This window comes from Pseudoalteromonas sp. MMG010, from assembly GCF_018100905.1.
In the GTDB taxonomy this organism is placed as follows: Bacteria; Pseudomonadota; Gammaproteobacteria; order Enterobacterales; family Alteromonadaceae; genus Pseudoalteromonas.
Window position 1 is genome coordinate 19,031 of the sequence record NZ_JAGJEG010000016.1, and the last position, 26,391, is coordinate 45,421.

General features: G+C 40.0%; 30 protein-coding genes. 10 read left to right on the forward strand and 20 right to left on the reverse strand.

The window, feature by feature from the left end; translation table 11 throughout:
• The first annotated feature begins 112 nt into the window (after positions 1 to 112).
• The 5 genes from glnA to J8L70_RS14205 all read left to right on the forward strand — a co-directional run bounded on the left by glnA (position 113) and on the right by J8L70_RS14205 (position 5,175).
• Positions 113 to 1,519: a glutamate--ammonia ligase gene (glnA, locus tag J8L70_RS14185; protein WP_211056255.1), complete on the forward strand. Its 1,407-nt coding sequence runs from the start codon at positions 113 to 115 to the stop codon at positions 1,517 to 1,519.
• A gap of 104 nt (positions 1,520 to 1,623) precedes the next feature.
• Positions 1,624 to 2,139 carry a DUF4124 domain-containing protein gene (locus tag J8L70_RS14190; RefSeq protein ID WP_348772161.1) on the forward strand — a complete coding sequence of 172 codons (516 nt, stop codon included), beginning with the start codon at positions 1,624 to 1,626 and terminating at the stop codon, positions 2,137 to 2,139.
• Between the two features lie 80 nt (positions 2,140 to 2,219).
• A complete protein-coding gene (gene glnL, locus J8L70_RS14195; RefSeq protein ID WP_211056256.1) occupies positions 2,220 to 3,290 on the forward strand; it encodes a nitrogen regulation protein NR(II) in 1,071 nt (356 codons plus the stop codon).
• A gap of 15 nt (positions 3,291 to 3,305) precedes the next feature.
• Complete coding sequence (ntrC, locus tag J8L70_RS14200; RefSeq protein WP_211056257.1) at positions 3,306 to 4,691, forward strand: nitrogen regulation protein NR(I); 1,386 nt, start codon at positions 3,306 to 3,308, stop codon at positions 4,689 to 4,691.
• A gap of 25 nt (positions 4,692 to 4,716) precedes the next feature.
• The gene (locus tag J8L70_RS14205) at positions 4,717 to 5,175 is read left to right on the forward strand and encodes a cyclic nucleotide-binding domain-containing protein (protein WP_211056258.1); all 459 of its coding nucleotides are present in this window, start codon (positions 4,717 to 4,719) and stop codon (positions 5,173 to 5,175) included.
• Position 5,176: 1 nt separating this feature from the next.
• Here the strand turns inward: J8L70_RS14205 and J8L70_RS14210 are convergent, their stop codons facing one another.
• Both J8L70_RS14210 and J8L70_RS14215 read right to left on the reverse strand, forming a co-directional pair.
• Positions 5,177 to 5,842: a hypothetical protein gene (locus J8L70_RS14210; RefSeq protein WP_211056259.1), complete on the reverse strand. Its 666-nt coding sequence runs from the start codon at positions 5,840 to 5,842 to the stop codon at positions 5,177 to 5,179.
• An 84-nt stretch (positions 5,843 to 5,926) separates the two neighbouring features.
• On the reverse strand, positions 5,927 to 6,220 hold the full coding sequence (locus J8L70_RS14215) for a hypothetical protein (protein ID WP_211056260.1): 294 nt from the start codon (positions 6,218 to 6,220) through the stop codon (positions 5,927 to 5,929).
• Between the two features lie 234 nt (positions 6,221 to 6,454).
• Here J8L70_RS14215 and J8L70_RS14220 point away from each other — a divergent pair, with 234 nt between their 5' ends.
• The 3 genes from J8L70_RS14220 to acnA all read left to right on the forward strand — a co-directional run bounded on the left by J8L70_RS14220 (position 6,455) and on the right by acnA (position 10,279).
• Positions 6,455 to 6,838, forward strand: a complete 384-nt coding sequence (locus tag J8L70_RS14220) for an RNA-binding S4 domain-containing protein (RefSeq protein WP_211056261.1) — start codon at positions 6,455 to 6,457, stop codon at positions 6,836 to 6,838.
• Positions 6,839 to 6,922: 84 nt separating this feature from the next.
• Entirely contained in the window at positions 6,923 to 7,351 is a 429-nt protein-coding gene (locus tag J8L70_RS14225; protein ID WP_211056262.1) for a hypothetical protein, read from the forward strand.
• Positions 7,352 to 7,534: 183 nt separating this feature from the next.
• Positions 7,535 to 10,279, forward strand: coding sequence for an aconitate hydratase AcnA (acnA, locus tag J8L70_RS14230; protein ID WP_348772162.1), 2,745 nt, complete (start codon positions 7,535 to 7,537; stop codon positions 10,277 to 10,279).
• On the opposite strand, the gene J8L70_RS14235 is transcribed toward acnA, so the two are convergent.
• The 15 genes from J8L70_RS14235 to rpsJ all read right to left on the reverse strand — a co-directional run bounded on the left by J8L70_RS14235 (position 10,276) and on the right by rpsJ (position 20,740).
• Complete coding sequence (locus J8L70_RS14235) at positions 10,276 to 10,806, reverse strand: DUF4124 domain-containing protein (RefSeq protein WP_211056264.1); 531 nt, start codon at positions 10,804 to 10,806, stop codon at positions 10,276 to 10,278. The genes acnA and J8L70_RS14235 overlap by 4 nt on opposite strands.
• A 99-nt stretch (positions 10,807 to 10,905) precedes the next feature.
• Positions 10,906 to 11,646 (reverse strand): phosphoadenylyl-sulfate reductase, encoded by a 741-nt coding sequence (locus tag J8L70_RS14240; protein WP_211056265.1) that lies wholly within the window; start codon positions 11,644 to 11,646, stop codon positions 10,906 to 10,908.
• A gap of 40 nt (positions 11,647 to 11,686) precedes the next feature.
• Positions 11,687 to 13,384 carry an assimilatory sulfite reductase (NADPH) hemoprotein subunit gene (gene cysI / locus J8L70_RS14245; RefSeq protein ID WP_211056266.1) on the reverse strand — a complete coding sequence of 566 codons (1,698 nt, stop codon included), beginning with the start codon at positions 13,382 to 13,384 and terminating at the stop codon, positions 11,687 to 11,689.
• Between the two features lie 63 nt (positions 13,385 to 13,447).
• Entirely contained in the window at positions 13,448 to 15,259 is a 1,812-nt protein-coding gene (locus J8L70_RS14250) for an assimilatory sulfite reductase (NADPH) flavoprotein subunit (RefSeq protein ID WP_211056267.1), read from the reverse strand.
• Between the two features lie 514 nt (positions 15,260 to 15,773).
• The gene (gene rpsQ, locus J8L70_RS14255) at positions 15,774 to 16,031 is read right to left on the reverse strand and encodes a 30S ribosomal protein S17 (RefSeq protein WP_211056268.1); all 258 of its coding nucleotides are present in this window, start codon (positions 16,029 to 16,031) and stop codon (positions 15,774 to 15,776) included.
• On the reverse strand, positions 16,031 to 16,222 hold the full coding sequence (gene rpmC, locus J8L70_RS14260) for a 50S ribosomal protein L29 (protein ID WP_211056300.1): 192 nt from the start codon (positions 16,220 to 16,222) through the stop codon (positions 16,031 to 16,033). The genes rpsQ and rpmC overlap by 1 nt, the downstream gene beginning before the upstream one ends.
• Entirely contained in the window at positions 16,222 to 16,635 is a 414-nt protein-coding gene (gene rplP / locus J8L70_RS14265) for a 50S ribosomal protein L16 (RefSeq protein WP_002957890.1), read from the reverse strand. Before rplP ends, rpmC begins: the two co-directional genes overlap by 1 nt.
• A gap of 12 nt (positions 16,636 to 16,647) precedes the next feature.
• On the reverse strand, positions 16,648 to 17,349 hold the full coding sequence (rpsC, locus tag J8L70_RS14270) for a 30S ribosomal protein S3 (RefSeq protein ID WP_004588691.1): 702 nt from the start codon (positions 17,347 to 17,349) through the stop codon (positions 16,648 to 16,650).
• A gap of 11 nt (positions 17,350 to 17,360) precedes the next feature.
• Positions 17,361 to 17,693 (reverse strand): 50S ribosomal protein L22, encoded by a 333-nt coding sequence (gene rplV / locus J8L70_RS14275; protein ID WP_211056269.1) that lies wholly within the window; start codon positions 17,691 to 17,693, stop codon positions 17,361 to 17,363.
• A 13-nt stretch (positions 17,694 to 17,706) separates the two neighbouring features.
• On the reverse strand, positions 17,707 to 17,985 hold the full coding sequence (gene rpsS, locus J8L70_RS14280) for a 30S ribosomal protein S19 (protein ID WP_010376377.1): 279 nt from the start codon (positions 17,983 to 17,985) through the stop codon (positions 17,707 to 17,709).
• A 16-nt stretch (positions 17,986 to 18,001) separates the two neighbouring features.
• The gene (gene rplB, locus J8L70_RS14285) at positions 18,002 to 18,826 is read right to left on the reverse strand and encodes a 50S ribosomal protein L2 (RefSeq protein ID WP_211056270.1); all 825 of its coding nucleotides are present in this window, start codon (positions 18,824 to 18,826) and stop codon (positions 18,002 to 18,004) included.
• A 17-nt stretch (positions 18,827 to 18,843) separates the two neighbouring features.
• Positions 18,844 to 19,146 (reverse strand): 50S ribosomal protein L23, encoded by a 303-nt coding sequence (gene rplW / locus J8L70_RS14290; RefSeq protein ID WP_211056271.1) that lies wholly within the window; start codon positions 19,144 to 19,146, stop codon positions 18,844 to 18,846.
• Positions 19,143 to 19,748 carry a 50S ribosomal protein L4 gene (gene rplD, locus J8L70_RS14295; RefSeq protein WP_211056272.1) on the reverse strand — a complete coding sequence of 202 codons (606 nt, stop codon included), beginning with the start codon at positions 19,746 to 19,748 and terminating at the stop codon, positions 19,143 to 19,145. The genes rplW and rplD overlap by 4 nt, the downstream gene beginning before the upstream one ends.
• Before the next feature lie 17 nt (positions 19,749 to 19,765).
• Positions 19,766 to 20,401: a 50S ribosomal protein L3 gene (rplC, locus tag J8L70_RS14300; RefSeq protein WP_211056273.1), complete on the reverse strand. Its 636-nt coding sequence runs from the start codon at positions 20,399 to 20,401 to the stop codon at positions 19,766 to 19,768.
• A gap of 27 nt (positions 20,402 to 20,428) precedes the next feature.
• Positions 20,429 to 20,740 carry a 30S ribosomal protein S10 gene (gene rpsJ / locus J8L70_RS14305; RefSeq protein WP_002957900.1) on the reverse strand — a complete coding sequence of 104 codons (312 nt, stop codon included), beginning with the start codon at positions 20,738 to 20,740 and terminating at the stop codon, positions 20,429 to 20,431.
• Positions 20,741 to 21,119: 379 nt separating this feature from the next.
• On the opposite strand from rpsJ, the gene plsB reads away from it, so the two are divergent.
• Complete coding sequence (gene plsB / locus J8L70_RS14310; RefSeq protein WP_211056274.1) at positions 21,120 to 23,564, forward strand: glycerol-3-phosphate 1-O-acyltransferase PlsB; 2,445 nt, start codon at positions 21,120 to 21,122, stop codon at positions 23,562 to 23,564.
• A 45-nt stretch (positions 23,565 to 23,609) separates the two neighbouring features.
• Here plsB and tesB read toward each other — a convergent pair whose 3' ends face one another.
• The gene (gene tesB / locus J8L70_RS14315; protein ID WP_211056275.1) at positions 23,610 to 24,467 is read right to left on the reverse strand and encodes an acyl-CoA thioesterase II; all 858 of its coding nucleotides are present in this window, start codon (positions 24,465 to 24,467) and stop codon (positions 23,610 to 23,612) included.
• 78 nt (positions 24,468 to 24,545) lie between these two features.
• On the opposite strand from tesB, the gene J8L70_RS14320 reads away from it, so the two are divergent.
• A complete protein-coding gene (locus J8L70_RS14320; protein WP_211056276.1) occupies positions 24,546 to 25,010 on the forward strand; it encodes an EVE domain-containing protein in 465 nt (154 codons plus the stop codon).
• Between the two features lie 32 nt (positions 25,011 to 25,042).
• On the opposite strand, the gene J8L70_RS14325 is transcribed toward J8L70_RS14320, so the two are convergent.
• Both J8L70_RS14325 and J8L70_RS14330 read right to left on the reverse strand, forming a co-directional pair.
• The gene (locus J8L70_RS14325; protein WP_211056277.1) at positions 25,043 to 25,255 is read right to left on the reverse strand and encodes a PLDc N-terminal domain-containing protein; all 213 of its coding nucleotides are present in this window, start codon (positions 25,253 to 25,255) and stop codon (positions 25,043 to 25,045) included.
• A complete protein-coding gene (locus J8L70_RS14330) occupies positions 25,255 to 26,322 on the reverse strand; it encodes a potassium channel family protein (RefSeq protein WP_211056278.1) in 1,068 nt (355 codons plus the stop codon). The genes J8L70_RS14325 and J8L70_RS14330 overlap by 1 nt, the downstream gene beginning before the upstream one ends.
• Positions 26,323 to 26,391 lie beyond the last annotated feature (69 nt).

The window sequence follows — 26,391 nt, forward strand, 5'->3', positions numbered from 1 at the left end:
AACAACAAGTTGTAATAATGGCATAAAATCAGCTTAGTCTCATACTAAAGCACTTATGCAACTATGTAGTATATTTACGCAGCAATAATAAAACCCAACAGTTGGAGGACGCATGTCACAATCGGTTTTAGATTTTATTAAAGAAAATGACGTTAAATTCGTTGATTTACGCTTTACAGATACTAAAGGTAAAGAGCAGCATGTATCGATCCCTCATCATCAAGTAGATGAAGATTTTTTCGAAGACGGTAAAATGTTCGACGGTTCTTCAATCGCAGGCTGGAAAGGCATTAACGAATCAGACATGGTACTCATGCCAGTACCTGAGTCAGCTAAGCTAGACCCTTTTACAGAAGAAGCTACATTAATTTTACGTTGTGACGTAGTTGAACCATCTACGTTCCAAGGTTACGAGCGTGACCCTCGTTCAGTTGCGAAACGCGCTGAAGAATACATGAAGTCTACCGGTATTGCCGACACAGTATTATTTGGTCCAGAGCCAGAGTTTTTCATTTTTGATGACGTAAAATACAAATCAGATATGTCAGGTTCTATGTATAAAATTGATGCAGAAGAAGCATCATGGAATTCTGATAAAGATTACGAAGGCGGTAATACAGGACATCGCCCAGGTGTTAAAGGCGGTTACTTCCCGTGTTCACCAGTTGATTCATCACAAGATTGGCGTTCAGCTACTTGTTTAGTTCTTGAAGAGCTAGGCCAAGTAGTAGAAGCACATCACCATGAAGTTGCAACAGCAGGTCAAAACGAAATCGCGACTCGCTTCAATACAATGGTTTTAAAAGCAGATGAAATCCAAGAGATGAAATATGTTATTCATAACATGGCTCATTTATATGGAAAGACAGCGACATTTATGCCAAAACCAATCGTTGGCGATAACGGTTCAGGTATGCACTGTCACCAATCTCTTGGTAAAGACGGCGTAAACTTATTTGCAGGTGACAAATACGGCGGTTTATCTGAAGAAGCACTTTATTACATTGGTGGTATCATTAAACATGCAAAAGCAATTAATGCTTTCGCAAATGCATCTACTAACTCATATAAACGTTTAGTACCTGGCTTTGAAGCTCCAGTAATGCTTGCTTACTCTGCACGTAACCGCTCTGCATCAATTCGTATCCCTGTTGTGCCTTCAGCTAAAGGACGTCGTATTGAAGTACGCTTCCCTGATCCAACAGCTAACCCATACCTTGCTTTCTCAGCAATGCTTATGGCTGGCCTTGACGGGATTAAAAATAAAATCCATCCTGGCGATGCAATGGATAAAGATTTATATGACTTACCAGCTGAAGAAGCTGCTGAGATCCCGCAAGTTGCATCATCACTAGAAGAAGCATTATCAGCACTTGATACAGACCGTGAATTCTTAACTCAAGGTAGTGTATTTACTGATGATTTAATCGATGCATATATTGCGCTTAAATCTCAAGAAGTTGAAAAACTAAACATGACAACTCACCCAGTTGAGTTTGAAATGTACTACAGCGTATAATTTAATATTGTATAAATAATAAGCCCGCTATGCGGGCTTTTTTTATGGTAAATTACGAAAGACTCCACTAAAGTTAATACATGTATTAACTGCAAGGAAGCGAAGTGGAAGTAGTCAAAAAATTATTTTTTTTGTTCACTCTATTATTATTGAGTAACGACAGCTTAAGTAATGAAAAGAAAATTTATGCATGGCAGGATAAAAATGGCATATTAGTATTTTCAGATACACCACGAGTCGGTGCAAAAGAAGTTAAATTACTTAGTAAAAATTTAGTAATGCCCAGTACAGACTCTCATTCTTTTCATGAACCACAACAACCTACTAATATAAAATATAGAGTACTGATAACATCACCTGAGCATAAAAAAACAATTAGAGAAAATACAGGTACAATTTATGTAACCAGTAGAATTGAACCTATTTTCGATAAAAGCTTTAAAGCACAGTTATTCTTAGATGATAAACCACAAGGGACACCAGGCAATACAGCAATATTTGTACTCAATAATATTGACCGCGGGGAACACACATTACAAGTAAAGGTTTTTCGAGGAAAACAAGTGGTCGCATTAAGTGACATCCACATTTTTTACCTACATAAAAAAAGCATAAAGTGAAATAAATAAACTCACTGATCATTTAGTAATTTAATATACAAATTACTTTTTAAATATTAACGCACTAAAGTGGTGCAGGAATGACAATAAATAATAATGTGAGCCAAGAGCTCTTTGATATAATTTGGCAAAACCAATCGACAGCAGTCATGTTACTCGATGAAAATTACAAATTAATTTATACGAATAATAGTACTAGCGAGCTATTAGGCTTAGGGCCAAAACGTATATTAGGACAACATTTCGATAGCTTATTTAACTACCATTCGATTGATTTAAAAAGTATAACTCAATACTCCTATGTAGATGGCATAGACTGCTACCAGCACAGGGCTGACGTGGTTTTTATCGATGCTAGGCATGCTAAATTAACGATAAGCTCAAGGCAAATTAAGTTCAAAAACCATATTTATATGCTACTTGAATGTCGCCAAACAGACGACGAAATTAAGCACAATCAAGCCTCAAATCAAATGCACCAATACCAAGCAGCCCGCAATTTAATTCGTGGTTTAGCGCACGAAATTAAAAATCCGTTAGGCGGAATTCGCGGAGCGGCGCAGTTATTGCAATATGAAGTTGATCAACAAGAACGAGATCAATGTGCCGAACTAATTATCGAACAAGCTGATCGCTTAAGAGAGTTAGTTGACCGACTATTAGGACCTAATCAACTACCACAAAAAACGTATGGTAATATCCACCAAACGTTAGAGTCGGTAATTAAGCTAAGTACGTTAGATAACTGTACCAATATACGCTTAAAGAAAGATTATGATCCGAGTATTCCCGATGTGTATATTGATCAGGGTAAAGTTCAACAAGTGGTATTGAATATAGTGCGAAATGCACAACAAGCACTTGTTGATGGTGGTGAAATAACAATAAAAACGCGTATAAACCACCAGCACCGTCGCCCAGGAAAGGCCCCTAAAAAGGCACTGTTGATCCAAATATCTGATAATGGACCAGGCATACATCACAGTATAAAAGAAACCTTATTTTATCCTATGACCACCAATAAAGAGGGGGGATCAGGATTAGGGCTCTCTATAGCACAAACGCTCATTGATCAACATGACGGTTATATAGATTGTGATAGCTGGCCTGGCCATACTGAATTTAATATTTATCTGCCGTTTACAGATTAATGGTTGGGAGTTTACATGAAAACAGTTTGGCTTGTTGATGACGATGCTTCGATTCGTTTTGTTCTTGAAAAAGCACTCACTCGTGCTGGTTTTGAAGCTGAAAGCTTTGCTAATGCACAAGATGTATTAAGTGCACTTAAGTTTAGTCAACCAACTGTGTTGGTATCTGATGTACGCATGCCTGGTATGGATGGCATGGCGTTACTAGAGCTTATTGCAGAGCAAAATCCGGGTTTACCAGTGATTATAATGACCGCACACTCTGATTTAGACTCTGCGGTAAACGCTTTTCAAAAAGGGGCATTTGAATACCTTGCCAAGCCGTTTGATTTAAACGAAGCCGTTGCGTTAGTAGAAAGTGCATGTAGAGCTAATTCATCCAAAAAAACTAAGCGCAAGCAAGAACCTCCTAAAAGCGCACACATCATTGGTGAAGCCCCTGCTATGCAGGAAGTGTTTAGAGCAATAGGTAAACTATCAGCCTCAAGCATGAGTGTTTTAATCAATGGTGAGTCAGGTACTGGTAAAGAGTTAGTCGCTAGCGCATTACATAATCATAGTCCACGTAAAGAAAATCAATTTATCGCCTTAAATATGGCGGCAATCCCCAAAGAACTTGTAGAATCTGAGTTATTTGGTCATGAAAAAGGTGCTTTTACCGGTGCGGATAGTGTGCGTAAAGGTCGCTTTGAGCAAGCCAATAGTGGCACCCTATTTTTAGATGAGATTGGCGATATGCCATTGGATGTGCAAACACGTTTATTACGCGTGCTCGCCGATGGTGAATTCTACCGTGTGGGAGGGCATCAAAGTATAAAAGTTGATGTACGCATCATTGCTGCCACCCATCAAAATTTAGAAGATTTAGTGAAACAAGGTAAATTTAGGGATGATTTATTTCATCGTTTGAACGTTGTTCGCCTGCGTTTACCAGCCTTAAGGGAGCGCACTGAAGATATAGAGCGACTCTCGCAGCACTTTTTGCATAAAAGCGCTAAAGACTTACAGGTCGAAAGCAAAATACTCAGCCCAAAAGCCACCGAACAATTAAGGTTATTTAATTGGCCTGGAAATGTTCGTCAATTAGAAAACACGTGTCGCTGGTTGACAGTTATGGCTCCTGGTGAACTGGTGAGTGAACAAGATTTACCTCCTGAAATCCTCTGCGTAGCACCATCACAGCAAGAAGGTGATTGGCTAGATGCATTCCAGCAATGGCTAAATCAAGAGCTAAAACAGGGTAAAGAAAATATTTGGCCAGATGTACAAGCCCAATTAGAAACGCGTTTAATTCAAGCTGCATTAGCTAATTGTTCTGGGCATAAACAAGAAGCGGCAATAAAAATAGGTTGGGGTCGCAACACATTGACCCGAAAGTTAAAAGAGCGCAATATTAACTAACACTCCTTATTAATTTTGGTTATTAATGAAGTTAATTGAACATATTCCTTTGTTTAAACAAATGGAGATTATAAATAGGCTGCACTTTTTTAAAGATTTCACGCTGGGTGAACGCCAAGTGCTTTTAGAATCGTTCGGCCTTTTATATTTAGTTAATCAAAATCAGTTTTTGTTTAAACGGTTCGATAACGACAAACATTTATATATTGTACTCAGCGGTGCATTATTAGTGTTTAAGCATAATCATTTATTAGAGCTAGGTACTATTGAGCCAGGTGACTTTATAGGTGAAGGTGCCTTTATTAGTCACCGAGAGCGTAGCACCAATGCTCGTGCTAAAACCGACACTATTGTACTGGCCATTACCCCAGAAGCCCTAACAAAGCTTCCCAATGTGATCCGCGAAAAAATAAAAGACCAGATAATCGAAGGAATGAGCTTACGCATTGCAAAGCTTAGTGAGCATATAGAAACCCACGGTTAGTTCAGTCCATGTAAACCGTTTGCAATGAGCAATCAAGCCAACCGGGGTAATTAACATGTGCCGTAATAGTGTAAGTATCTGATGGCTTGGCGCCAAAGGGCGTCGCTACAAGCGGCTGTGAGTGGCTGTATGTTTGCGAGTAGGTTTTAAAATAAATAACAACATAACCATATAAATACTCCCACCTCAGCCTCACTACTGCACCACTTGGTAATGTAAATTCAACGTATTCATTTGAAAATCTAACCGCTAAATCATTGTATTTATCGTCGCTGCAATAGGTTGTTCTTAACCGAGACGGCATAGTAAAAGCATCTTCTCCATCAGCACCCTTTAAATAAAAACCAATATTACCATCACCATAAAAGTGATTTGCACGTGTGATGTAGTTAATTTCAGGTTGATAACCTAGCTCTTGCATAATAATAGCTAATTGCTGAGTCTCTTTTTGGTAAATTTTATCGCTTGATAAAAGCAAGGTGGCTTCACCAAAATCAGATGGAATGGCCAGCTCTACATATTCATAAGGGAGGTTTTGTGCGTTTAGTGCGGCCTCTAGTTGATTGCGCTGCTCATCTTGTAAGTTTTCACTAAAAACATAAACAGTAGGTTGTTGGCACGCAGCTAATAGCAATACCCACACACCGATTAAAATTGCATTTTTCATAGCTACCTCTAGTGATCACAACGCTAGCCTATTAGAGAGTAGTATCAATAACAATTTAATACCGATTCGCTTAATTAAATATTATTACTGATTGGTATGACTGGTTTGGCTATTAAACCAGGCATCAACACTACTTCGTGTATATAAAATTTCTTTAAATAAGCGATGACGTTGGTACTTAAGTGGGGTCTTTTTATTAAATTCACCGCACACAATTTGACAATGGCTGTCATTAAATTTAGAAATTATAGAAAAACTTTGTTCGCAAGTATGAACACCAACTTTAGATTTTAAATGACTTCGTACATCATCGGCAGTTAATAAACCCGAATTATCCAAACCCATTAAATCTTTTTTTAATGCTAACCTAACACCCATTTTTACACCTTTCTTTATTATTTACCTATTTTTTTTACCTTTGAGCAAGTAACAGGCCATTTCATTTTCAAACTCTAGCAACTAATTACTACAGACTTGTTAAAGACACGAGGAGTGGCAAAAAAGTTTCTAAAAAATTTACCTCCTCATCGCATTGAACATCTACATCCGTAGGTGCAATCACCAGCACAAGCCTTTATAATAAAGGCTTCACACCTATTACAGAGACGTAAAATGAGCGAACAATACATTGAAATTGAATTAGAAGAAGAGCCGATAGAGTTATGTAACTTGCTAAAAGTGCTCGACTTAGTTCAAACCGGAGGCCAAGCTAAAGCGCTAATAGGTGAAGGGTATGTTGGTGTGAACCATGAAATTTGTACAATCAAACGGAAAAAATTATACAGTGGTGATGTACTCGCATTCGATGGCGAGTTTTTTCAACTCACTCTTAGTGCTGATGCAGTTGCAGCTACACGCCCTCAAAATCCGCCAGCAGCACCAGAAAAAGTGAATCAACAGAGCACGACTACAGCCCCGGTAAAAAATAAGCGAAAGCGTAATAAAAAACCAAAAGTAGATGAAAATACAGGTCGTCGTCCTATTTCTTTTGGCTAATTAACATCGCCTTCATAGGTCACCTTGTATTACTCACAAATCTGCTCTTTAATAACCTTATTGATAAAATAATAAGGTTATATTATGACGACCGCAATCGCACCTAACTGGCTAAAGCCACTTGCTTGGGCTGCATTAATTTGGAATTTACTAGGTGTAACCGCATTTATAATACAACTAATGATGACACCCGAAACTCTAAGTAAATTACCATTAGATCAACAAGCTTCCTATTCAAACATCCCTTATTGGGCCACCCTTGCATTTGCTATTGCCGTGTTTTCAGGGACACTCGCTTGCTTGCTTTTAATATATAAAAATAAATTAGCGAGTGTGTTATGTACACTGTCGTTGTGCGGCATATTAGTACAGCAATATTATAATTTTATTGTGATAGATAGTATTAACCTCCTCGGTATTAGCGCAATTACAATGCCTTTATTGGTTATTATTATTGCAATATGTTTACTGGCCCTAAGTATTAAAGGCAATCGTTTAGGCTGGCTTAAATAACCCGCATATAAAATGCGTATGGTGTTATACAACCCTTAAATTTCAGCATTTAAAAAAACTAAATACACTTTCAAAAGCACTGCTCAGTTCTGATTTTTACACTTTTGTGTTTTGGTATACTGTTTGCAGCTAATAAAACTATAAAACTCTTCCAAAGGCATTAATTTAATTACCAAGGGGCAGATTATGAATAGTTTTGATACTCAGCAACAGTTAACAATTAATTCTGAGCAATACCATATTTACTCGCTTAAAGGTTTAGGCGATAAAGCAAAGAGATTACCATTTTCGTTAAAGATTTTGCTTGAAAACCTATTACGCAATGAAGATGGCGTGAATATAAAAAAACAAGATATTCAAGCACTGTTAGATTGGGATCCCAATGCAAAGCCGAGTAACGAAGTCGCATTTACACCCGCACGTGTCGTCATGCAAGATTTTACCGGCGTTCCCGCTATTGTCGATTTAGCTGCAATGCGCGATGCGATGCAAAAGCTAGGCGGCGACCCCGCTAAAATTAATCCATTATCACCCGCCGAATTAGTCATTGATCATTCTGTTCAAGTAGATAGCTACGGCAGTAAAGATGCTTTTGATTTAAATACAAAGTTAGAATATCAACGAAATAAAGAGCGTTATGAGTTTTTACGTTGGGGACAAACGGCCTTTGAGAATTTACAAGTTGTCCCACCGGCAACGGGGATAGTACATCAAGTTAACCTAGAGTATTTAGCCCGTGTTGTATTTGATGAAGATCAACAAGGACGCAAAACAGCCTACCCCGATACCTTAGTCGGTACCGACTCTCATACAACCATGATAAACGGCTTAGGTGTATTAGGTTGGGGTGTCGGTGGCATTGAGGCCGAAGCAGCGATGTTAGGCCAGCCTATTAGTTTATTAATTCCTCAGGTCGTTGGGATGAAGCTCGCAGGACGCCTGCCTGAAGGTACCACGGCTACCGACTTGGTACTTTGCGTAACCGAAAAACTACGCAGCCACGGTGTTGTCGGAAAGTTTGTCGAGTTTTATGGTGACGGTTTAGCCGACCTTCCGCTTGCTGATAGGGCGACTATAGCAAATATGGCTCCAGAATACGGTGCTACCTGTGGCATTTTCCCTATCGATGACGAAACCATTAATTATTTACGATTAACCAATCGTGATGAACAACATTTAAAAGTTATTGAAGATTATGCAAAGCATCAAGGGCTTTGGCGTAACCAAGGTGATGAAGCAAGCTATACCGACACCCTAGTCCTTAAATTAGACGAAGTAGTCCCTAGCCTAGCAGGCCCTAAGCGCCCTCAAGATAGAATTGCACTTGATAAAGCGGGCGATACGATTAGCCAACATTTAAAAGGCTTTCAAGATGAGCGTTTAGCATATCGTGATAAAAGCGATCAGCAGCAAGCTCAAATAGAAAGCGAAGGCCCTGCAACTAACCCAGATGAACCTATCGAAGAAGCTCAATACATGGGAGCCGCAAAAGTAAAAATGCAAAACCAAACGTTTGAACTCAACGATGGTGCTTGTGTTATTGCCGCTATTACTAGCTGTACCAATACTTCAAACCCAAGTGTAATTTTAGCAGCAGGCTTAGTCGCTAAAAAAGCAAAGCAGTTAGGCCTTAGTGTAAAGCCTTGGGTGAAAACCTCATTAGCCCCTGGCTCACAAGTTGTTACTGATTACTTAAAACAAGCTAATTTAATGGACGATTTAGCAAGTCTTGGTTTTAATTTAGTGGGTTACGGTTGTACAACTTGTATTGGTAACTCGGGTCCTTTAGCACCTGAAATTACAGATGCGATACAAAAACACAAGCTCGTAGTGAGCTCGATTTTATCGGGTAACCGTAATTTCGAAGGACGAATTCATCAAGATGTTAAAATGAATTTTTTGGCCTCTCCACCACTGGTTGTCGCCTACGCAATTGCTGGCAGAACCGATATTGATGTTTACAACGAACCGCTAGCACAAGATGAAAATGGTAACGATATTTACTTAAAAAACATTTGGCCAAGTGTGTCAGAAGTTAATGAGTTGGTACAAAAAACAGTGACAAAAGAGATGTTTGAAAAAAGCTACGCTAATGTGTACGACGGTGATAGCCATTGGCAAAAAATACAAATTCCCGAAGGGAAACGCTACGATTGGGATGAAGCATCCACTTATATTAAACAAGCCCCATTCTTTGAAGGTATGCAAATTGAGCCCCCTGGCCTTCCTACTATTACAGGCGCTCGATGCTTAGCTAAGTTAGGTGACTCGGTAACCACCGACCACATATCGCCAGCAGGGAATATAAAAGCAGATGCTCCCGCAGGCTTATATTTACAAGAGCATGACGTAGAAAAAGCACAATTTAATTCTTATGGTTCTCGAAGGGGGAATCATGAAGTAATGATGCGTGGAACGTTCGCTAATGTACGTCTTAAAAACTTACTTGCCCCGGGCACCGAAGGTGGCGTAACTCGTATACAACCCAAAGGTGATTTGGCCAGTATTTATGATGCTGCAATGCAATACCAAGAAGATAATATTCCACTCATTATTTTGGCCGGAAAAGAATATGGTACAGGGTCTTCAAGAGATTGGGCTGCAAAAGGGTCATTATTACTCGGCGTAAAAGCAGTTGTTGCACAAAGTTATGAGCGTATTCATCGTTCTAACCTAATTGGAATGGGAGTGCTACCACTGCAATTTAAAGAAGGTGAAAGTTATGAATCGCTAGGGTTAACCGGACAAGAGCAATTTGATATTGAAGGTTTATACGATAAAACCAATGAAGTAAGCATTATTGCGACTAATACAGAAAACAAACAAGTGAGTTTTAGCGCCGATGTGCGTATAGATACCCCTAAAGAATGGGATTACTATAAGCACGGCGGAATTTTACAGTATGTTTTACGTAATTTACTCGACTAAAAGTTTTCTAGCTCTTTATTGCGCTGCTCTAGCAGCGCTTTTACTTTTTCTGTATCGCTAAATAGCTGTTTCACTGAATCAGGTGAATACGTATTTGGTGTCGTTTTATCGCTCTGAGTCTTTTTCACTGCCTTGTGATTTTCACTCAAAATAGAGGTATCTTCTGCAGCAATCACGGTGATTTCTTTAGGGTCGAGCGCGACTTGTTCACTCTCGCCCTGTTTATTGGGTGAATCAGAAAAATGCCACTGCCCGGTTGCATCTTGCCACTGGTAAATCTGGGTAGGTTGTTCTGTTGTACTATTCCCTGTTAGGCTCTGCCATTGCTTTTTTGTACTTTCGGTTACACCGGCTGCAGTCTCTATTGCATCATCAAATAGCCCGTTTACATTATTTTTTTGTTCCACAACATGTTGTTTAATACCCGCTGGTGTTAACCATGTATCGCCATCAGGTTTTTTTAAATAAAATAATGCAGTTACACTAATAATAAGCACCATAATAACAATGTAACTAAAATACTTCATTCATCTCATCCTTTAGGTTATAGCCAGAAAATCAGCATAGGTCTTTTATTTTAGCAAAAAAAAAGCAGCGATTACGCTGCTTTTCAATATTATTATTGGTTATATTCCATCGCCGTCAATATGCAAACCACATTCACGATTTAAACCAAAGAAACGCGTTTCTTCTTCACTCATACCCGGCTCTAATTTACGCGTAGTATGAACATCTCCCATCGATACATACCCTTGCTCCCATAATGGGTGATAAGGTAAATCATGTTTCGTGAGATACTGATAAACGTCGCGGTTTGTCCATTCAATAATTGGATAGACCTTAACGGTGCCTCGGCTTATTTCTACAAACTGTTTATCTGCACGACTTGATGATTGATCGCGTCTTAAGCCGCTAAACCAACTTCCTGCCCCAATTTCTTTTAGGGCACGAGTCATAGGCTCGACTTTATTAAGTTGGTTATATTGCTTAATACCGTCTTCGCCTTGCTCCCATAATTTACCAAATTTAGCTTCTTGCCATGCCGGACTTAATGTTGCTTGATAAACATGTAAATTTAACGATAAGCGCTCTTTCATCTGCTCAATAAACTGATATGTTTCTGGAAATAAGTAACCGGTATCAGTTAGAACAACAGGAATATCTGGGCGCTGCGAGGTCATTAAATGCAGCATTACCGCAGCTTGAATACCAAAACTAGATGATAAAAAAGCAGTATCAGGTAAATTTTCAAGCGCCCATGCAACACGTTGTTCAGCACTCATAGGCGCTAACAATTCGTTTGCATCTGCAAGCAAAGCACGTTGGCTTTGCTTATCAAGCTGTAAAATGTTTTTAAATTCACTCATGGAATTTTAAACCTCACCAGCGCATTACGCTGGTATTTAATTATGCGTGGAAATCAGTTACTGATACTTTTACTTCAGCGACAATGCCTTTGCGAATAACGAAATCACCAAAGCATTCACCTTCGTTGCGTTCAACGGCCCATTGGCCAATTAACTTATCAAAGGCGTCTAAGTAAACATCTTCGCTTACATTCTCAAGGTATAATTTAGGGATACGTGTACCTTCTAAATTACCCCCTAAGTAAACGTTGTATTTACCGGGTCCTTTACCTACCAATCCCGCTTCAGCCAACATTGCACGGCCACAACCATTAGGGCAACCAACAACACGCATTATAATGCTGTCATCTGGAATGCCGTGTTTAGCAAGCAAGGCTTCCGTTTTTTCAATTAAACTTGGTAAGTAGCGCTCAGCTTCGGCCATCGCTAATGGACAGGTAGGAAGTGCAACACACGCCATAGAGTTTTTACGCTGGGCAGAATCAGCATCATCGATTAAACCGTGGTTACGGGCAATTTCTTCAATAACTGCTTTTTGATCAGCAGGTACACCCGCAATTATTAAGTTTTGATTTGCCGTCATACGCATGTCACCTTGGTGAACTTCTGCAATTTTACGACAACCTGTTTTAAGTGGCTTATCAGGGAAATCTAAAATACGGCCACTTTGAATAAATAGCGTTAAGTGATGTTTGCCATCAATCCCTTCAACCCAACCAATTCGGTCGCCACGGTGAGTGAATTCAAATGGGCGGCTAGGTGCAAATTTAACACCTGAACGCGCTTCTACTTCTGCTTTAAATACATCAGTACCCACACGGTCTAGTGTGTATTTAGTTTTCGCATTTTTACGATTTGAACGGTTACCCCAATCGCGCTGCACCGATACAACATGTTCAGCAATTTTTAACGTATCTGCTAGGGTAATAAAACCAAAGTCATCCGCTTTACGTGGGTAGGTTGCCGTATCACCATGCGTCATAGCAAGGCCACCACCAACAAGTACATTAAAACCTATCAGCTTGCCGTCTTCTGCGATAGCAACAAAGTTTAAATCATTCGCATGAACATCCACTTCGTTATTAGGTGGGATCGTTACTGTCGTTTTAAACTTACGTGGCAAGTAGTTAGAGCCCAATATCGGCTCTTCTGTTGTTTCTGCTTTTTCACCATTGAGCCAAATTTCAGCATACGCTTTTGTTTTTGGCAGTAAATGTTCTGAAATTTTAGCAGCCCAATCATAAGCTTCTTGATGTAATTGCGACTCAACAGGGTTAGTGGTACACAATACATTTCGGTTAACATCGCCTGCGGTTGCAATAGAGTCTATACCCACGCTATCAAGCATTTGGTGCATGCCTTTAATATTTGGCTTTAATACTCCATGAAATTGAAACGTTTGACGTGTTGTTAAACGAATGCTGCCGTAGCTTGTTTTTTCATCTGCAAACTTATCAATCGCTAACCACTGCTCTGGCTTAATAATACCGCCAGGCATACGTGCACGTAACATTACGTTGTGCAACGGTTCTAATTTTTGCTTCGCACGTTCGCCACGAATATCGCGGTCATCTTGCTGGTACATGCCATGAAAACGAATTAACTGAAAATTGTCGGCAGTAAAGCCCCCAGTAATTTCATCTTTTAAATCTTGCTCTATGGTGCCACGTAAAAAGTTACTTTCTCTTTTCAAACGCTCGTTATCAGAAAGTTTTACGTTTTTATCTTGCTCGCTCATTTTAAATCCTAAATTTGTTACAGTGACGGCTGTTCGCTGTTAAATAAAAATAAACCAACGTGATTAATACACGTCTTTCTGATAGCGATTTGCACTTCGCAAATCTTTTAAATATTGCTCAGCGTCTTCATGACTCTTATTCGTATTTTCTTTAATAATATCAATAAGCGCATTGTGTACATCTTTTGCCATTCTATTTGCATCGCCACAAATATATAAATGCGCTCCAGCTTCTAGCCATGCAAATACGTCTTTACTGTTACTGCGAAGCTTGTCTTGCACATACACTTTTTCAGCCTGATCACGGCTAAATGCCACATCAACTTTGTTTAATAAGCCTGATTTTAAATAACCTTGAATTTCTACTTGATACAAGAAATCTTGCGTGAAATGTGGGTTACCAAAAAACAGCCAGTTTTTGCCTGATGCTTCTCGCACGTCACGTTCTTGTAAAAAAGCACGGAATGGCGCAATCCCCGTACCAGGACCAATCATAATAACAGGCGTGTCGTCATTTGCGGGTAAACGGAAATTATCGTTATGTTCGCTAAATACTTTTACTTTACAACCTTCTTCAGCACGTTTAGCTAAGTAGCCTGAACAACCACCTAAATGCTCACTATCGAATGCATTAAATTCAACTAGCCCAATAGTTAAATGCACTTCTTCTTCAACTTCGCTTTGGCTTGATGCGATTGAATATAAACGTGCTTGAAGTTTACGCAGACAATCAACTAAAGTTTGCGCTTCTAGCTTTGCTGGGTTTTGACGTATTACATCAAATATTTGGCGTGGTTCAATATATTCACGCATAGCCGCTTTATCTTCAATCAAAGTGAGTAATGCAGGTGTACCGGTTGCTTGCGCGTATTTTTCAACAAAACCAGGATAAGACTGAGTCAGCTCTAATTTTTCAATAAGAGCATCACGGACACTTAGCTCTTCATCACCTACTTTTACACTGCTTGTTGCATCTATTTGAGTGAGCTCAAGTACTTCATCAACCAACACTTCATCATTTAAAAAGTACACACCTAATGAATCACCTGGGGTATAGGTGATATCAGAGCCTTCGAGTGATATCTCTACATGGCGAACATCTTTCGTTGAATCACGCCCTGTAATTTTTTGTACGGTGACTAACTCTGCTGCAAATGGATTTTGTTTGTTGAACTGGCTCGCAGCAGCTGTAGGTGCTCCAAATGGCATTGCCATAGCCTGTCCGCCAGCACTTTCTTGCTGTGCTTTTAAATCTGGCTCAAATGCATCTAATGTACCGCTGATCCAGCTCGTCGCTTCATCATCGTAATCAACATCGAGATCGGCACGTTTAAATACCGTTTCAGCGCCAAGCTTATTTAAACGTTCTTCAAAGTCTTTTGCTGTTTGACAGAAAAATTCATAACTTGAATCACCTAAACCTAATACCGCTATTTTTACACCGTCGAGTTTAGGCGCTTTTTTAGTTGTTAAAAATTCGTGCAGTGTTTCAGCATCTTCAGGCGGCTCACCCTCACCATAAGTAGATACGACAACAGCTAAAAACTTTTCTTTTTTCAGGGCCGTTGGTTTGTAATCAGACATACTCACAAGCTTAACTGTTAAACCGCGTGACTGCGCTTGTTCTTGCAGCTTAGTGGCCACGCCTTTAGCATTACCTGTCTGTGAGCCGTATAAAATAGTTAACGGTGCAGCATCACCCGCAGAAACAGTTGCAGCAGTGCCACCAAGCATTGTTGAATTGGCATTTGCAGCTAAGTAACCACTCACCCATGCTTGTTGAATTGGATTAAGCTCAGCGACTAAACCTTGCAGTTTTTGTACTTGCTCTTGTGAAAGCGGACTAGCCACCGCACTTAGTTGACCTAACAACATGAATCGTTCCCCATAACCCTGAAAGCTTTGTAAAACGATACAATCGCTTTACCTAAAAATATATTTACCCCTTAGTCATCGTTAACGCTAAAAGGTATTTCTAAGCATGCAGGATAACGGGGTACGAGCCAATAAAAAAAGAATAGAATCTGCTTTGTTATTCCATTTAGTTATTAATTTATTAAAACACTATACAAAATCGATTAAACGATCATGTCATTTTAAAATAGATCGAATGAATATGTTGCTCTGAGCATGTTAACTTGCATAGGCAGCAACGCACTTAGCGCTTATATAAACGTTATAAAGCCTAAAGTGACAAGGAAAATTGTGGGAATATATTGATGATTTACGTGTAAATTAGGATTCAAAGCAAATAAAAAATCGATTTATATAATGTTTAAAATGAAAATAAATAGATGGCTTTTAAATACTGGTTTTAAACTTCACGTTTTTTAAAACAAAAAGCCCCGGCTAATGCCAGGGCTTTTTAAAAAACAGACTTAATTAAAAATTAAGCTTGTTTTGGACTTTCAACAACGTCTACTAATGTCCAAGATTTATTCTTAGAAATTGGTGCACATTCACGGATAGTAACTACGTCACCCGCTTTTGCTGTGTTGTTTTCGTCATGTACGTGTAACTTAGTCGTACGTTTAATGAATTTCCCATAGATTGGGTGCTTCACATAACGTGCGATAGCGATAGTGAAAGATTTTTCCATCTTGTCGCTGATTACACGGCCTTGAAGAGTACGGATTTTATCGCTCATTATTTACCTGCCTTCTGGTTAATAATTGTTTTTACACGCGCGATATCGCGACGTACTGTTCTTAGCGTGTGTGTCTGAGCTAACTGACCAGTGCTTGCTTGCATGCGCAGGTTAAACTGCTCACGAAGAAGCTCAAGAAGTTCAGCATTAAGCTCTTCTACGCTTTTATCTTTTAGTTCGCTTGCTTTCATCACATTACCGTCCGAGTTACGAAAGTTGTTTTGAATGGCAGTTTACGAGCTGCAAGGTCAAATGCTTCACGAGCAAGCTCTTCTGAAACACCTTCCATTTCGTAAAGTACTTTACCAGGCTGAATTTCAGCAACCCAATATTCAACAGAACCTTTACCTTTACCCATACGAACTTCAAGAGGCTTTTCTGTGATCGGCTTGTCAGGGAAGACACGGATCCAGATTTTACCTTGACGTTTCACGTGACGCGTCATGGCACGACGAGCTGCTTCGATTTGACGAGCAGTCATGCGGCCACGGCCAGTAGCTTTCAAACCGAAAGTACCGAAGCTTACTTTGTTACCGTTTTGCGCTAAACCGCGGTTGCGGCCTTTGTGCATTTTACGGAATTTTGTACGTTTTGGCTGTAACATTACTCGCTACCTCTACTTAGCACTTTTTTTGGCTTTCTTTGGTGCGCGTTTAGCTGGCTTCTCTTGCTCTTGTACCAGTGGTAAACCACCGATAACTTCGCCTTTGAAGATCCAAACTTTAACACCAATGATACCATAAGTGGTTAAGGCTTCAGAAGTTGCGTAGTCGATATCAGCACGAAGAGTATGTAGAGGTACACGACCTTCACGATACCATTCTGAACGTGCGATTTCTGCGCCGCCAAGACGACCGCTAACTTCAACTTTGATCCCTTTAGAACCGATGCGCATTGCATTTTGTACCGAACGCTTCATAGCGCGACGGAACATAACACGACGCTCTAGCTGAGAGGCAATGCCATCTGCAACTAATTGTGCATCTAATTCAGGTTTACGTACTTCAGAAATATTAATCTGAGCAGGTACACCCGCGATCTTAGTTACCGCTTGACGTAGCTTTTCAACGTCTTCGCCTTTTTTACCGATAACAACACCCGGACGAGCCGTATGAATTGTTACACGGATAGATTTTGCTGGACGCTCAATAACGATTTTAGACACAGAAGCCGCTTTTAATTCCTTAGTAAGGAAAGTACGTACTTTGTGATCGCCAAAAAGCTGATCAGAGAAATCTTTAGAACTCGCGTACCAGGTAGAAACCCAAGGTTTAGATATACCTAGGCGAATACCAGTAGGATGAACTTTTTGTCCCATTACTTATACTCCTAGCTATCTGAAACCACAACAGTGATGTGGCTTGTACGCTTAAGGATGCGGTCTGCGCGTCCTTTAGCACGTGGCATAATACGTTTCATCGTAGGACCATCGTCTACAAAGATCGTTGTTACACGAAGCTCATCAATGTCAGCACCTTCGTTATGCTCTGCGTTAGCAATAGCAGACTCAAGTACTTTTTTAACTAATACAGCCGCTTTTTTCGGGCTGTACGCCAGGATTTCTAGTGCGCTATCAACCGGTAGTCCGCGGATCTGATCTGCAACTAGACGAGCTTTTTGCGCCGAACCAGAGGCGAATTTATGTTTAGCTAATGCTTGCATTTATCTTCCCCTCTTATCGTTTCTTCGCTTTCTTATCCGCAGCATGGCCGCGGTAAGTGCGAGTTGGTGCAAATTCACCTAGTTTGTGACCGATCATTTCGTCTGTGATAAACACAGGAACGTGCTGACGACCATTATGGACAGCGATGGTCAATCCGATCATGTTAGGTATGATCATTGAACGACGGCTCCAAGTTTTAATTGGCTTCTTGTCACCGCTTTCCAACGCTTTCTCTACCTTCTTCAGCAAGTGTAGGTCTATAAAAGGACCCTTCTTGAGAGAACGTGGCATGGCTATTCCTCAACTATTATTTAGTACGACGACGTACGATAAATTTATCTGTACGCTTGTTCTTACGTGTCTTAGCACCTTTAGTCGGCTTACCCCATGGAGACACAGGATGACGACCACCAGATGTACGACCTTCACCACCACCGTGTGGGTGATCTACCGGGTTCATGGCAACACCACGAACTGTCGGACGGATACCACGCCAGCGATTTGCACCTGCTTTACCAAGTGAACGAAGCATATGCTCAGCATTGCCTACTTCACCAAGTGTTGCACGACAGTCTGCTTGTACTTTACGAACTTCGCCAGAACGAAGACGTAATGTTACATATTGACCATCACGAGCAAGGATTTGAACGTATGCACCAGCAGAACGTGCGATTTGAGCACCTTTACCTGGTTTTAATTCTACGTTGTGAACAGTCGAACCTACAGGCATATTACGCATTGGTAATGCATTACCAGTTTTAATTGGTGCATCAACACCAGACTGGATTGCATCGCCAGCTTTTAAGCCTTTTGGTGCGATAATGTAACGACGCTCACCGTCTGCATATAATACAAGAGCGATGTTTGCGCTACGGTTTGGATCATATTCTAAACGTTCAACAGTGGCAGGAATGCCATCTTTAGTACGATTAAAATCGATTACACGGTAATGATGCTTATGACCACCACCAATGTGACGAACCGTGATACGACCATTGTTATTACGACCACCAGATTTAGAGTTTTTCTCTAAAAGTGGAGCGTAAGGTTTACCCTTATGTAAATCTGGGTTAACCACTTTAACTAGGTGACGACGACCCGCAGAAGTTGGTTTACACTTTTGAAGTGCCATAATTCTAACTCCCCTTATTACTCGGCGCCGCCGACAAAGTCCAGCTCGCTACCTTCTTTAAGAGTAACGTAAGCTTTTTTCCAGTCGCTACGACGACCGAAACGTGCGCCAGTACGTTTTGTTTTACCCTTAACGTTAAGTGTGCGAACACCAGTTACTTCTACTTCAAAAAGCTTCTCAACTGCCGCTTTAATTTCAGCTTTAGTTGCATCGTTTACTACTTTGAAAACAATTGTATTGTTTTCTTCAGCAGCAACAGTGCTTTTTTCAGAGATGTGTGGAGCAAGGATCACTTTTAAAAGACGTTCTTCACGGATCATGCTAGCGCCTCCTCAAGTTGCTTAACAGCAGCAGCTGTAATAAGTACCTTGTCGAAAGCAATTAAGCTTACAGGATCGATACCAGCTACATCACGCGTGTCAACCTTGTACAGGTTACGTGCCGATAAGAAAAGATTTTCATCTACTTCTTCAGTCACGATAAGAACATCTTTAAGCTCAAGATCTTTAAGCTTAGAAACTAATTCTTTAGTCTTTGGTGCTTCTAAACCAAAGCTTTCAACAACGATTAAACGCTCTTGACGAACTAATTCAGATAAGATGCTTTTGATCGCACCGCGGTACATTTTACGGTTTACTTTTTGGCTGTGGTCTTGTGGTTTAGCTGCGAAGCTAACGCCACCTGAACGCCAAATTGGACTACGAATTGTACCAGCACGTGCACGGCCAGTACCTTTTTGAGCCCATGGTTTTTTACCACCACCGCTTACTTCAGAACGTGTCTTCTGAGCACGAGTACCTTGACGAGCACCTGCTGCGTATGCAACAACTACTTGATGTACTAATGCTTCGTTAAACTCACGTCCAAAAGTAGCTTCAGAAACTTCAAGAGCGCCAGAAGCGTCTTTAATTGCTAATTCCATCACTAAATCTCCAGGACTTATGCTTTAACAGCTGGTTTAACGATAACGTCACCGCCGATAGCGCCAGGTACTGCACCTTTAACTAAAAGCAAGTTACGCTCAGCGTCAACGCGTACAAGTTCTAAGCTTTGAGTCGTTACACGCTCAGCACCCATATGACCGGCCATTTTCTTACCTTTAAACACCTTACCAGGTGATTGGTTTTGACCGATTGAACCTGGAGCACGGTGAGATAGAGAGTTACCATGTGTCGCGTCTTGCATACTGAAATTCCAGCGCTTAACACCACCTTGGAAACCTTTACCTTTAGAAGTACCGGTTACGTCAACTTTATTGATTTCGTTGAATAATTCAACAGTAAGCTCAGCGCCTACTTCAAAATCGCCTTCACCACCATTTAGGCGGAATTCCCACAGACCGCGACCCGCTTCAACACCAGCTTTAGCGAAATGACCCGCTGCTGCTTTGTTTACACGACTTGCTTTTTTAGTGCCTGCGGTTACTTGAAGCGCGTTATAACCGTCAGTTGCGTCAGATTTGATCTGAGCAATGCGGTTAGGAGTCGCTTCGATAACTGTCACAGGGATAGATACACCATCTTCAGTGAAGATACGTGTCATACCCACTTTACGACCGACTAGACCTAATGCCATTTTCCTATAACCTCTCTAATCTTTCGATTAACCCAGGCTGATTTGAACATCAACACCAGCAGCAAGATCTAAACGCATAAGTGCGTCAACAGTCTTGTCAGTTGGTTCTACGATGTCGATCAGACGTTTATGGGTGCGGATCTCGTACTGATCACGCGCATCTTTGTTTACGTGCGGTGAAGTTAGTACAGTAAAACGTTCAAAGCGTGTAGGTAGTGGGATTGGACCACGTACTTGTGCGCCAGTGCGTTTCGCAGTTTCCACGATTTCCGCCGTTGATTGGTCAATCAAACGGTGGTCAAAAGCTTTTAGGCGAATACGAATGCGTTGATTTGACATTCTTAAACCTCAATATAAAGAGCATTTAAAGAGCATAAAAAAACGACCGAAACAATCTTAAATAGTAAGATGTCGGCTGTTAATTTATATCTACGTTGAGTTCCAAATCGGAACTCCTGTTTTATTAGCTTGAAATCCAAGCTTAATGTTTCCTTTCAAGTTCCCGGGGGAATTTTGAAAGCCTGCGTATTATAGGCGCATTGGTGATAAATGCAACAACTATTTATGATTTATATTCTTTGCCTTGCTTATAATCGCGCTTTAAATTTTCTTTGTTTAGCTTTAGTACAATTATCAAGTCAATAAAAATAGATACTATGGTATAATTTCGCCAATTTTGTATGCCCATAGTGGGTAAACTTCTCTACATGGTGTGACGATGCGTTTTTTTAATTATTGTTTAAATATGCTTACTCTTGGGGTGAGTCGATTATTGGTTCGAAGCAAAATACTGCCGCAAAACCCAACTGAACAATATGAACTCAATCCTAATAACCCTACTCTATATATAGTAAGGTTGAATTCCCGTTTTGATTTAGCTGCATTAGCTATTGCGTGCAAAAAATCAGGCCTGCCAAGTCCAATCGAAGCTCAAGTGTTAGGTAATGAACAGCTAGAGCGTTTTATTGCTATCAAAAATCCAGCTCCGTTATTTGGTGATAAAGCCAAACCAACAAAAGCGTTAGAGCAAGGTAAGCATGTAATAGAGCAATTAATTAAAACCGGACACAAACATGTACAAGTGGTTCCGGTAACTATATTGTGGGGCCGCGATCCAGGTAAAGAAAAGCCAGGTTTTCGTACTTTAATCACCCATTCACTTACGCCTAGCTGGTTCAGAAAGTTTTTTGTCGTATTGTTTTCTGGGCGAGATAATTTTATCCGCTTTAGCCAACCACTCGATCTCTCTTTATTAGTAAATGAAAAAGCAGATGTAAATGAATTACCGCAAAAGCTTTTACGCGTTGCGCGTGTTCATTTTAAACGCCAAAAGCTGGCCGCAACGGGCCCTAAAATGCCATCTCGTGAGCAACTGTTTAACTCGCTACTTGCCTCTCCAACAATAAAAAAAGCAATCCAAGATGAGGCTAAAACTAAAAACATTAGCCAAGACGAAGCACGACAAAATGCTTTAAAGCTACTTGATGAAATAGCGGCTAATTATTCTGAAGCGATGATAAGAGTGGCCGAACGAGCATTAACGTGGCTATGGAATAAGTTATATAATGGTATTGATATAAAATACACCGAACAAATCCATGAGCTCACTAATAAAGGCCATGAAATTATTTATATGCCTTGTCATCGTAGTCATATGGATTATCTATTACTCACTTACTCTATTTACCATGAAGGTTTAGTGCCTCCTCACATTGCTGCAGGTATCAATCTTAACTTTTTCCCTGCCGGTGGAATATTCCGTCGCTCTGGGGCCTTTTTCATTCGCCGCTCATTTGCTGGTAACAAGCTTTATTCGGCCGTATTTAAAGAGTATTTAAGTCAATTATTTATCAAAGGGTATTCGGTTAAGTTTTACACTGAAGGGGGCCGTAGCCGTACTGGACGTTTACTACCACCTAAAACGGGTATGCTAGCAATGACATTACAAGCAATGTTGCGTGGTATAGATCGCCCAGTTTCAATCGTACCGGTTTATATTGGCTACGAGCATGTCATGGAAATAAACACCTACCTTAAAGAGCTTGCCGGTAAAGATAAAAAAGGCGAGTCAATTTTAGGGATATTTAAAGCGGTAAAAAACCTTAAAAACTATGGTCGTGGTAACTTAAACTTTGGCGACCCTATTTCAATTAACCAGTACTTAAATGATAACCAAGCTGATTGGCGTGATTCAATTCACCCAACCGATGTACAAAAGCCACAATGGTTAGGCCCACAAGTTGCGGCTTTAGCCGATCAGGTGATGGTTAAAATTAATAATGTAGCGGCACTCAATGCGGTGAATTTATTGGCGATGATTTTGCTGGTAAATGATAAACAAGCTCTAAGTAAACCTAAGCTACTTGCACAGTTAGACTTTTATTTACAACTACAACGAAATGCCAGTTACAGCGCTAAAGTCACTGCACCGCAAGATACTCCTGAGCAGCTGTTAAAACATGCATTAAAGCTCAATAAATTTGATGTGATCAGTGATGAGTTTGGTGAAATTATTGCGATTAACGATAAAGAGAAAATTTTATTTAACTATTATCGAAATAATATCCTGCATTTATTTGCAGTACCTAGCTTAATAGCACTGCATATTTTTAAAAGTCATAAAACAACAGTAACGCAATGCCAGCAACTGGTGAGTGCTTTTTATCCTTTATTTGCTAAAGAGTGGTTTTTACATGAACTTGATGAACATTATATCACGCGAATTTTAGCTAACTTTACGGATCAGAACTTAATTGAAATAGCGGGTGATGAAATTCATATTACCAATACAAACGATTGCTTAGCAAAATTAGAGATGCTGGGTCGTTCATTAAGTTTTACGTTGCAACGATACGCAATTGTTATTGGGTTTATTCAAACCAGTGACGGCATAGATAAAGCCGAATTAGAACGTGAAAGCCAAGTTCTTGCTGAACGTTTAGGAACTTTACATGGCATTAAAACCCCTGAGTTTTTTGATCAAAAAGTGTTAGTTAACTTCATTGAAAGTTTACGATCTCAAGGATTAATTAATGAATGCGATAAAGGATTGGTGGGTAGCACGGCGTTGTGCGAAATTTATATGCATTTAAAAACGCTACTCCCTGCACGCATTTGGCAATCGATTACCGATATTGTGCAAGGGCAGTGTAATAACTCTTAACTTTTTCGTACGTTACCCACAAGGATGTGGGTAACAAATAATAACTTAACGTTGGCGCATCACACCTTCTTGAATAGTTGAGGCAACCAAATTACCTTGGCGGTCAAAAAACTGACCACGCACCAATCCACGCCCAGCGCTAGCACTTGGACTATCAATCGTATATAAAATCCAATCATCCATTTTAAAGGGTCGATGAAACCACATTGCATGATCAATAGTGGCAACCTGCATATTCGGCTGCATAAATGAGACGCTATGGGGCTGTAGCGCAGTTGGTAAAAATTCAAAATCTGAAGCATAAGCAAGTAAATAGTTATGAATGCGTTGATCATCTGGCATTTTACCATTAGCCCTAAACCAAATATGTTTAACTGCATCCATCGCTTCTGGTTTAAAGGGGTTGTGAAATGTCACTGGGCGCATTTCTATAGGCATTTCACTAATAAACTTGTTACGAAGTATCGTTGGAATATGATGTGCGTTTTCTTGATAAAACTCCAATGATGAACGAAGCTCTTCTGGAGGCGGGACATTTGGCATTATTGCTTGGTGCGATAACCCTTCTTCATCGCCTTGAAAAGAGGCGGTCATATAAAAAATAGGCTTTCCGTATTGAATTGCTTTTACACGACGAGTACTAAAGCTTTTACCATCACGAATCGTTTCTACATCGTAAACAATAGGCTTAGCCGGATCACCTGGACGTAAAAAGTAAGAATGCAAAGAGTGAACAATTCGCCCCTCGGGTAATGTCTCTTTTGCTGCAGATAAGGCCTGTCCCATCACTTGGCCACCAAACACTGCCCCAAAGCCTAAGTCTTGGCTTTGACCTCGATATAAACCCTGCTCTATTTCTTCAAGTGTTAATAACGACAATAAATCATCTAATACTTGGCTCATTTTTTTGTCCACGCTGTCCTAATTACATAAATCATACTATACAATGCTAAGAAGTAAATCTTTGTAAAGAGTAACATTATGGCTTATTGGCTGTTTAAAACCGAACCCGACGCATTCTCAATTGATGACTTAAAAACCGCTCCTAAACAAACGACGCTTTGGGAAGGGGTGCGCAACTATCAAGCCCGTAACTTTATGCGTGATGATATAAAACAAGGTGATTTGGTCTTCATTTACCATTCTAGCTGTAAACAGATCGGTGTGGTAGGTGTGGCTATGGTTACTCAACAAGCGTATTGCGATCCAACGCAATTTGATTTAAACAGTGACTACTATGATGCCAAAGCCACCAGCGACAAGCCTCGTTGGGTGGTTGTCGATGTTACTTATCAATATCACTTAAAAAAGCGGGTGAGTTTAAAAGACATAAAAGCAAATAATGCCATCACAGATATCGCCCTAAAAAAAGGTGGCCGATTATCGGTGATGCCTGTTACTAAAGCTGATTGGGACGAAATAATAAAGATGAGTATGAGAGAGTAACCCAAGTGTATATGTTAAATTCTCACTATTGCTCAACGTTTCGTTTTTTTATCTGCATTCTTTTTTTTGTGACCCTGTTTAGGCACTATACTTAAATACAAAATTAAGCCCACCCATGAAAAAATAATAATTCCCATTAGCCAGCCATTTTTTTCATGACCTTGAGTACGCTTACTGTTAAGTACAATCATAATTGGAAATATGTAGGCACTTAACACCACAATTAAAAAAATAATTTCGCCCATTATTTAACTAAACTCTGCCAATCTACTTCGTTGCTTAACACACGCTCAACTGCAATATAATGCAAAATATCACCCGCGTTCACTTTATAGTTAAGCGGTGGGTTTAAGTCCATATTTTGCGCACTTAAGTTATGTGCCACACCTAATAATATAGCATCATGCTGCTGTTTAAAGTGGTGAAACAAACGGCCAAATTCCATTTCATTTGCAGCCTCAGGAATCGCAATACTGAACTGTGTGTCGCCATGTAATGTAGATAACAATTCTTCTTGTACTCTACTTGAACCTGGGTCTTGCATAGAGCGGACTAAAATTTCTGCCGATTTGGCACTACTACACTCAACATTTTGACAATGCTCTAAAAGCATTTCCACCTTCGTTTCATCTAAAAAATGCGCACTTATATGGCACTCTTCTTTAACTAAGCGGCTAATACGTAATGCCGTAGTAAATGTCTGATCGTCATCTTGACCATCTATAATCACTTTATCTGCATAACTTATAGCGACACGCTCAAGCTCTTCTAAATCAGTAAAGCTAGTTAAACGCGCAAAATCTACATTTTCGTTGGTTAAAAATGGATGATCTATCTGTTGTGTAACCGCGAGTAAAATGCGTCGTTTAGTGCGTTTAGTATCCGCTAAAATATAATCTATCATTTTTTTAGTGCGGGTATCATGCCAACCAAAAATAATAATATGATTTTTTATGTGAGCGTAATTTTTATCACCAGTCATAACGCGCCTAATTAAGTAAGTCACTGTTTGCCCTGTTTTACCTAACAGAACACCAAATAAAGCTAAACCAAATGGTATTTGAACGATTGCCACCACCCAGCGACCTAAGTCGCTAACGGGGCTAAAATCACCATACCCTACTGTAGATGTTGTTACCGTATAATAGTAAAAAAAGGTGGTAAATGAGATTAATGCTTGCTCATTGGCTAAATAAAGCAATCCCCAAGTAACAAACATATGCAAAAATATCGCCAGCACTACAGCTTGCCAACTCAATTGATCAATATGAGCGCGAAAAAGTAGCGCTAACTTTCTAAAAATAGTCAGCATAATCCTATTCTTGATGTAAAAGTGTATGTAATAAAGCTACGTTACTGTAAGCACTCGTTATAAGCAATA

Coding starts and splice junctions, on each gene's coding strand:
- glnA (WP_211056255.1), top strand. CDS start 113: ATGTCACAATCGGTTTTAGATTTTATTAAAGAAAATGACGTTAAATTC.
- glnL (WP_211056256.1), top strand. CDS start 2,220: ATGACAATAAATAATAATGTGAGCCAAGAGCTCTTTGATATAATTTGG.
- ntrC (WP_211056257.1), top strand. CDS start 3,306: ATGAAAACAGTTTGGCTTGTTGATGACGATGCTTCGATTCGTTTTGTT.
- J8L70_RS14205 (WP_211056258.1), top strand. CDS start 4,717: ATGAAGTTAATTGAACATATTCCTTTGTTTAAACAAATGGAGATTATA.
- J8L70_RS14210 (WP_211056259.1), bottom strand. CDS start 5,842: ATGAAAAATGCAATTTTAATCGGTGTGTGGGTATTGCTATTAGCTGCG.
- J8L70_RS14215 (WP_211056260.1), bottom strand. CDS start 6,220: ATGGGTGTTAGGTTAGCATTAAAAAAAGATTTAATGGGTTTGGATAAT.
- J8L70_RS14220 (WP_211056261.1), top strand. CDS start 6,455: ATGAGCGAACAATACATTGAAATTGAATTAGAAGAAGAGCCGATAGAG.
- J8L70_RS14225 (WP_211056262.1), top strand. CDS start 6,923: ATGACGACCGCAATCGCACCTAACTGGCTAAAGCCACTTGCTTGGGCT.
- J8L70_RS14235 (WP_211056264.1), bottom strand. CDS start 10,806: ATGAAGTATTTTAGTTACATTGTTATTATGGTGCTTATTATTAGTGTA.
- J8L70_RS14240 (WP_211056265.1), bottom strand. CDS start 11,646: ATGAGTGAATTTAAAAACATTTTACAGCTTGATAAGCAAAGCCAACGT.
- cysI (WP_211056266.1), bottom strand. CDS start 13,384: ATGAGCGAGCAAGATAAAAACGTAAAACTTTCTGATAACGAGCGTTTG.
- J8L70_RS14250 (WP_211056267.1), bottom strand. CDS start 15,259: ATGTTGTTAGGTCAACTAAGTGCGGTGGCTAGTCCGCTTTCACAAGAG.
- rpsQ (WP_211056268.1), bottom strand. CDS start 16,031: ATGAGCGATAAAATCCGTACTCTTCAAGGCCGTGTAATCAGCGACAAG.
- rpmC (WP_211056300.1), bottom strand. CDS start 16,222: ATGAAAGCAAGCGAACTAAAAGATAAAAGCGTAGAAGAGCTTAATGCT.
- rplP (WP_002957890.1), bottom strand. CDS start 16,635: ATGTTACAGCCAAAACGTACAAAATTCCGTAAAATGCACAAAGGCCGC.
- rpsC (WP_004588691.1), bottom strand. CDS start 17,349: ATGGGACAAAAAGTTCATCCTACTGGTATTCGCCTAGGTATATCTAAA.
- rplV (WP_211056269.1), bottom strand. CDS start 17,693: ATGCAAGCATTAGCTAAACATAAATTCGCCTCTGGTTCGGCGCAAAAA.
- rpsS (WP_010376377.1), bottom strand. CDS start 17,985: ATGCCACGTTCTCTCAAGAAGGGTCCTTTTATAGACCTACACTTGCTG.
- rplB (WP_211056270.1), bottom strand. CDS start 18,826: ATGGCACTTCAAAAGTGTAAACCAACTTCTGCGGGTCGTCGTCACCTA.
- rplW (WP_211056271.1), bottom strand. CDS start 19,146: ATGATCCGTGAAGAACGTCTTTTAAAAGTGATCCTTGCTCCACACATC.
- rplD (WP_211056272.1), bottom strand. CDS start 19,748: ATGGAATTAGCAATTAAAGACGCTTCTGGCGCTCTTGAAGTTTCTGAA.
- rplC (WP_211056273.1), bottom strand. CDS start 20,401: ATGGCATTAGGTCTAGTCGGTCGTAAAGTGGGTATGACACGTATCTTC.
- rpsJ (WP_002957900.1), bottom strand. CDS start 20,740: ATGTCAAATCAACGCATTCGTATTCGCCTAAAAGCTTTTGACCACCGT.
- plsB (WP_211056274.1), top strand. CDS start 21,120: ATGCGTTTTTTTAATTATTGTTTAAATATGCTTACTCTTGGGGTGAGT.
- tesB (WP_211056275.1), bottom strand. CDS start 24,467: ATGAGCCAAGTATTAGATGATTTATTGTCGTTATTAACACTTGAAGAA.
- J8L70_RS14320 (WP_211056276.1), top strand. CDS start 24,546: ATGGCTTATTGGCTGTTTAAAACCGAACCCGACGCATTCTCAATTGAT.
- J8L70_RS14325 (WP_211056277.1), bottom strand. CDS start 25,255: ATGGGCGAAATTATTTTTTTAATTGTGGTGTTAAGTGCCTACATATTT.
- J8L70_RS14330 (WP_211056278.1), bottom strand. CDS start 26,322: ATGCTGACTATTTTTAGAAAGTTAGCGCTACTTTTTCGCGCTCATATT.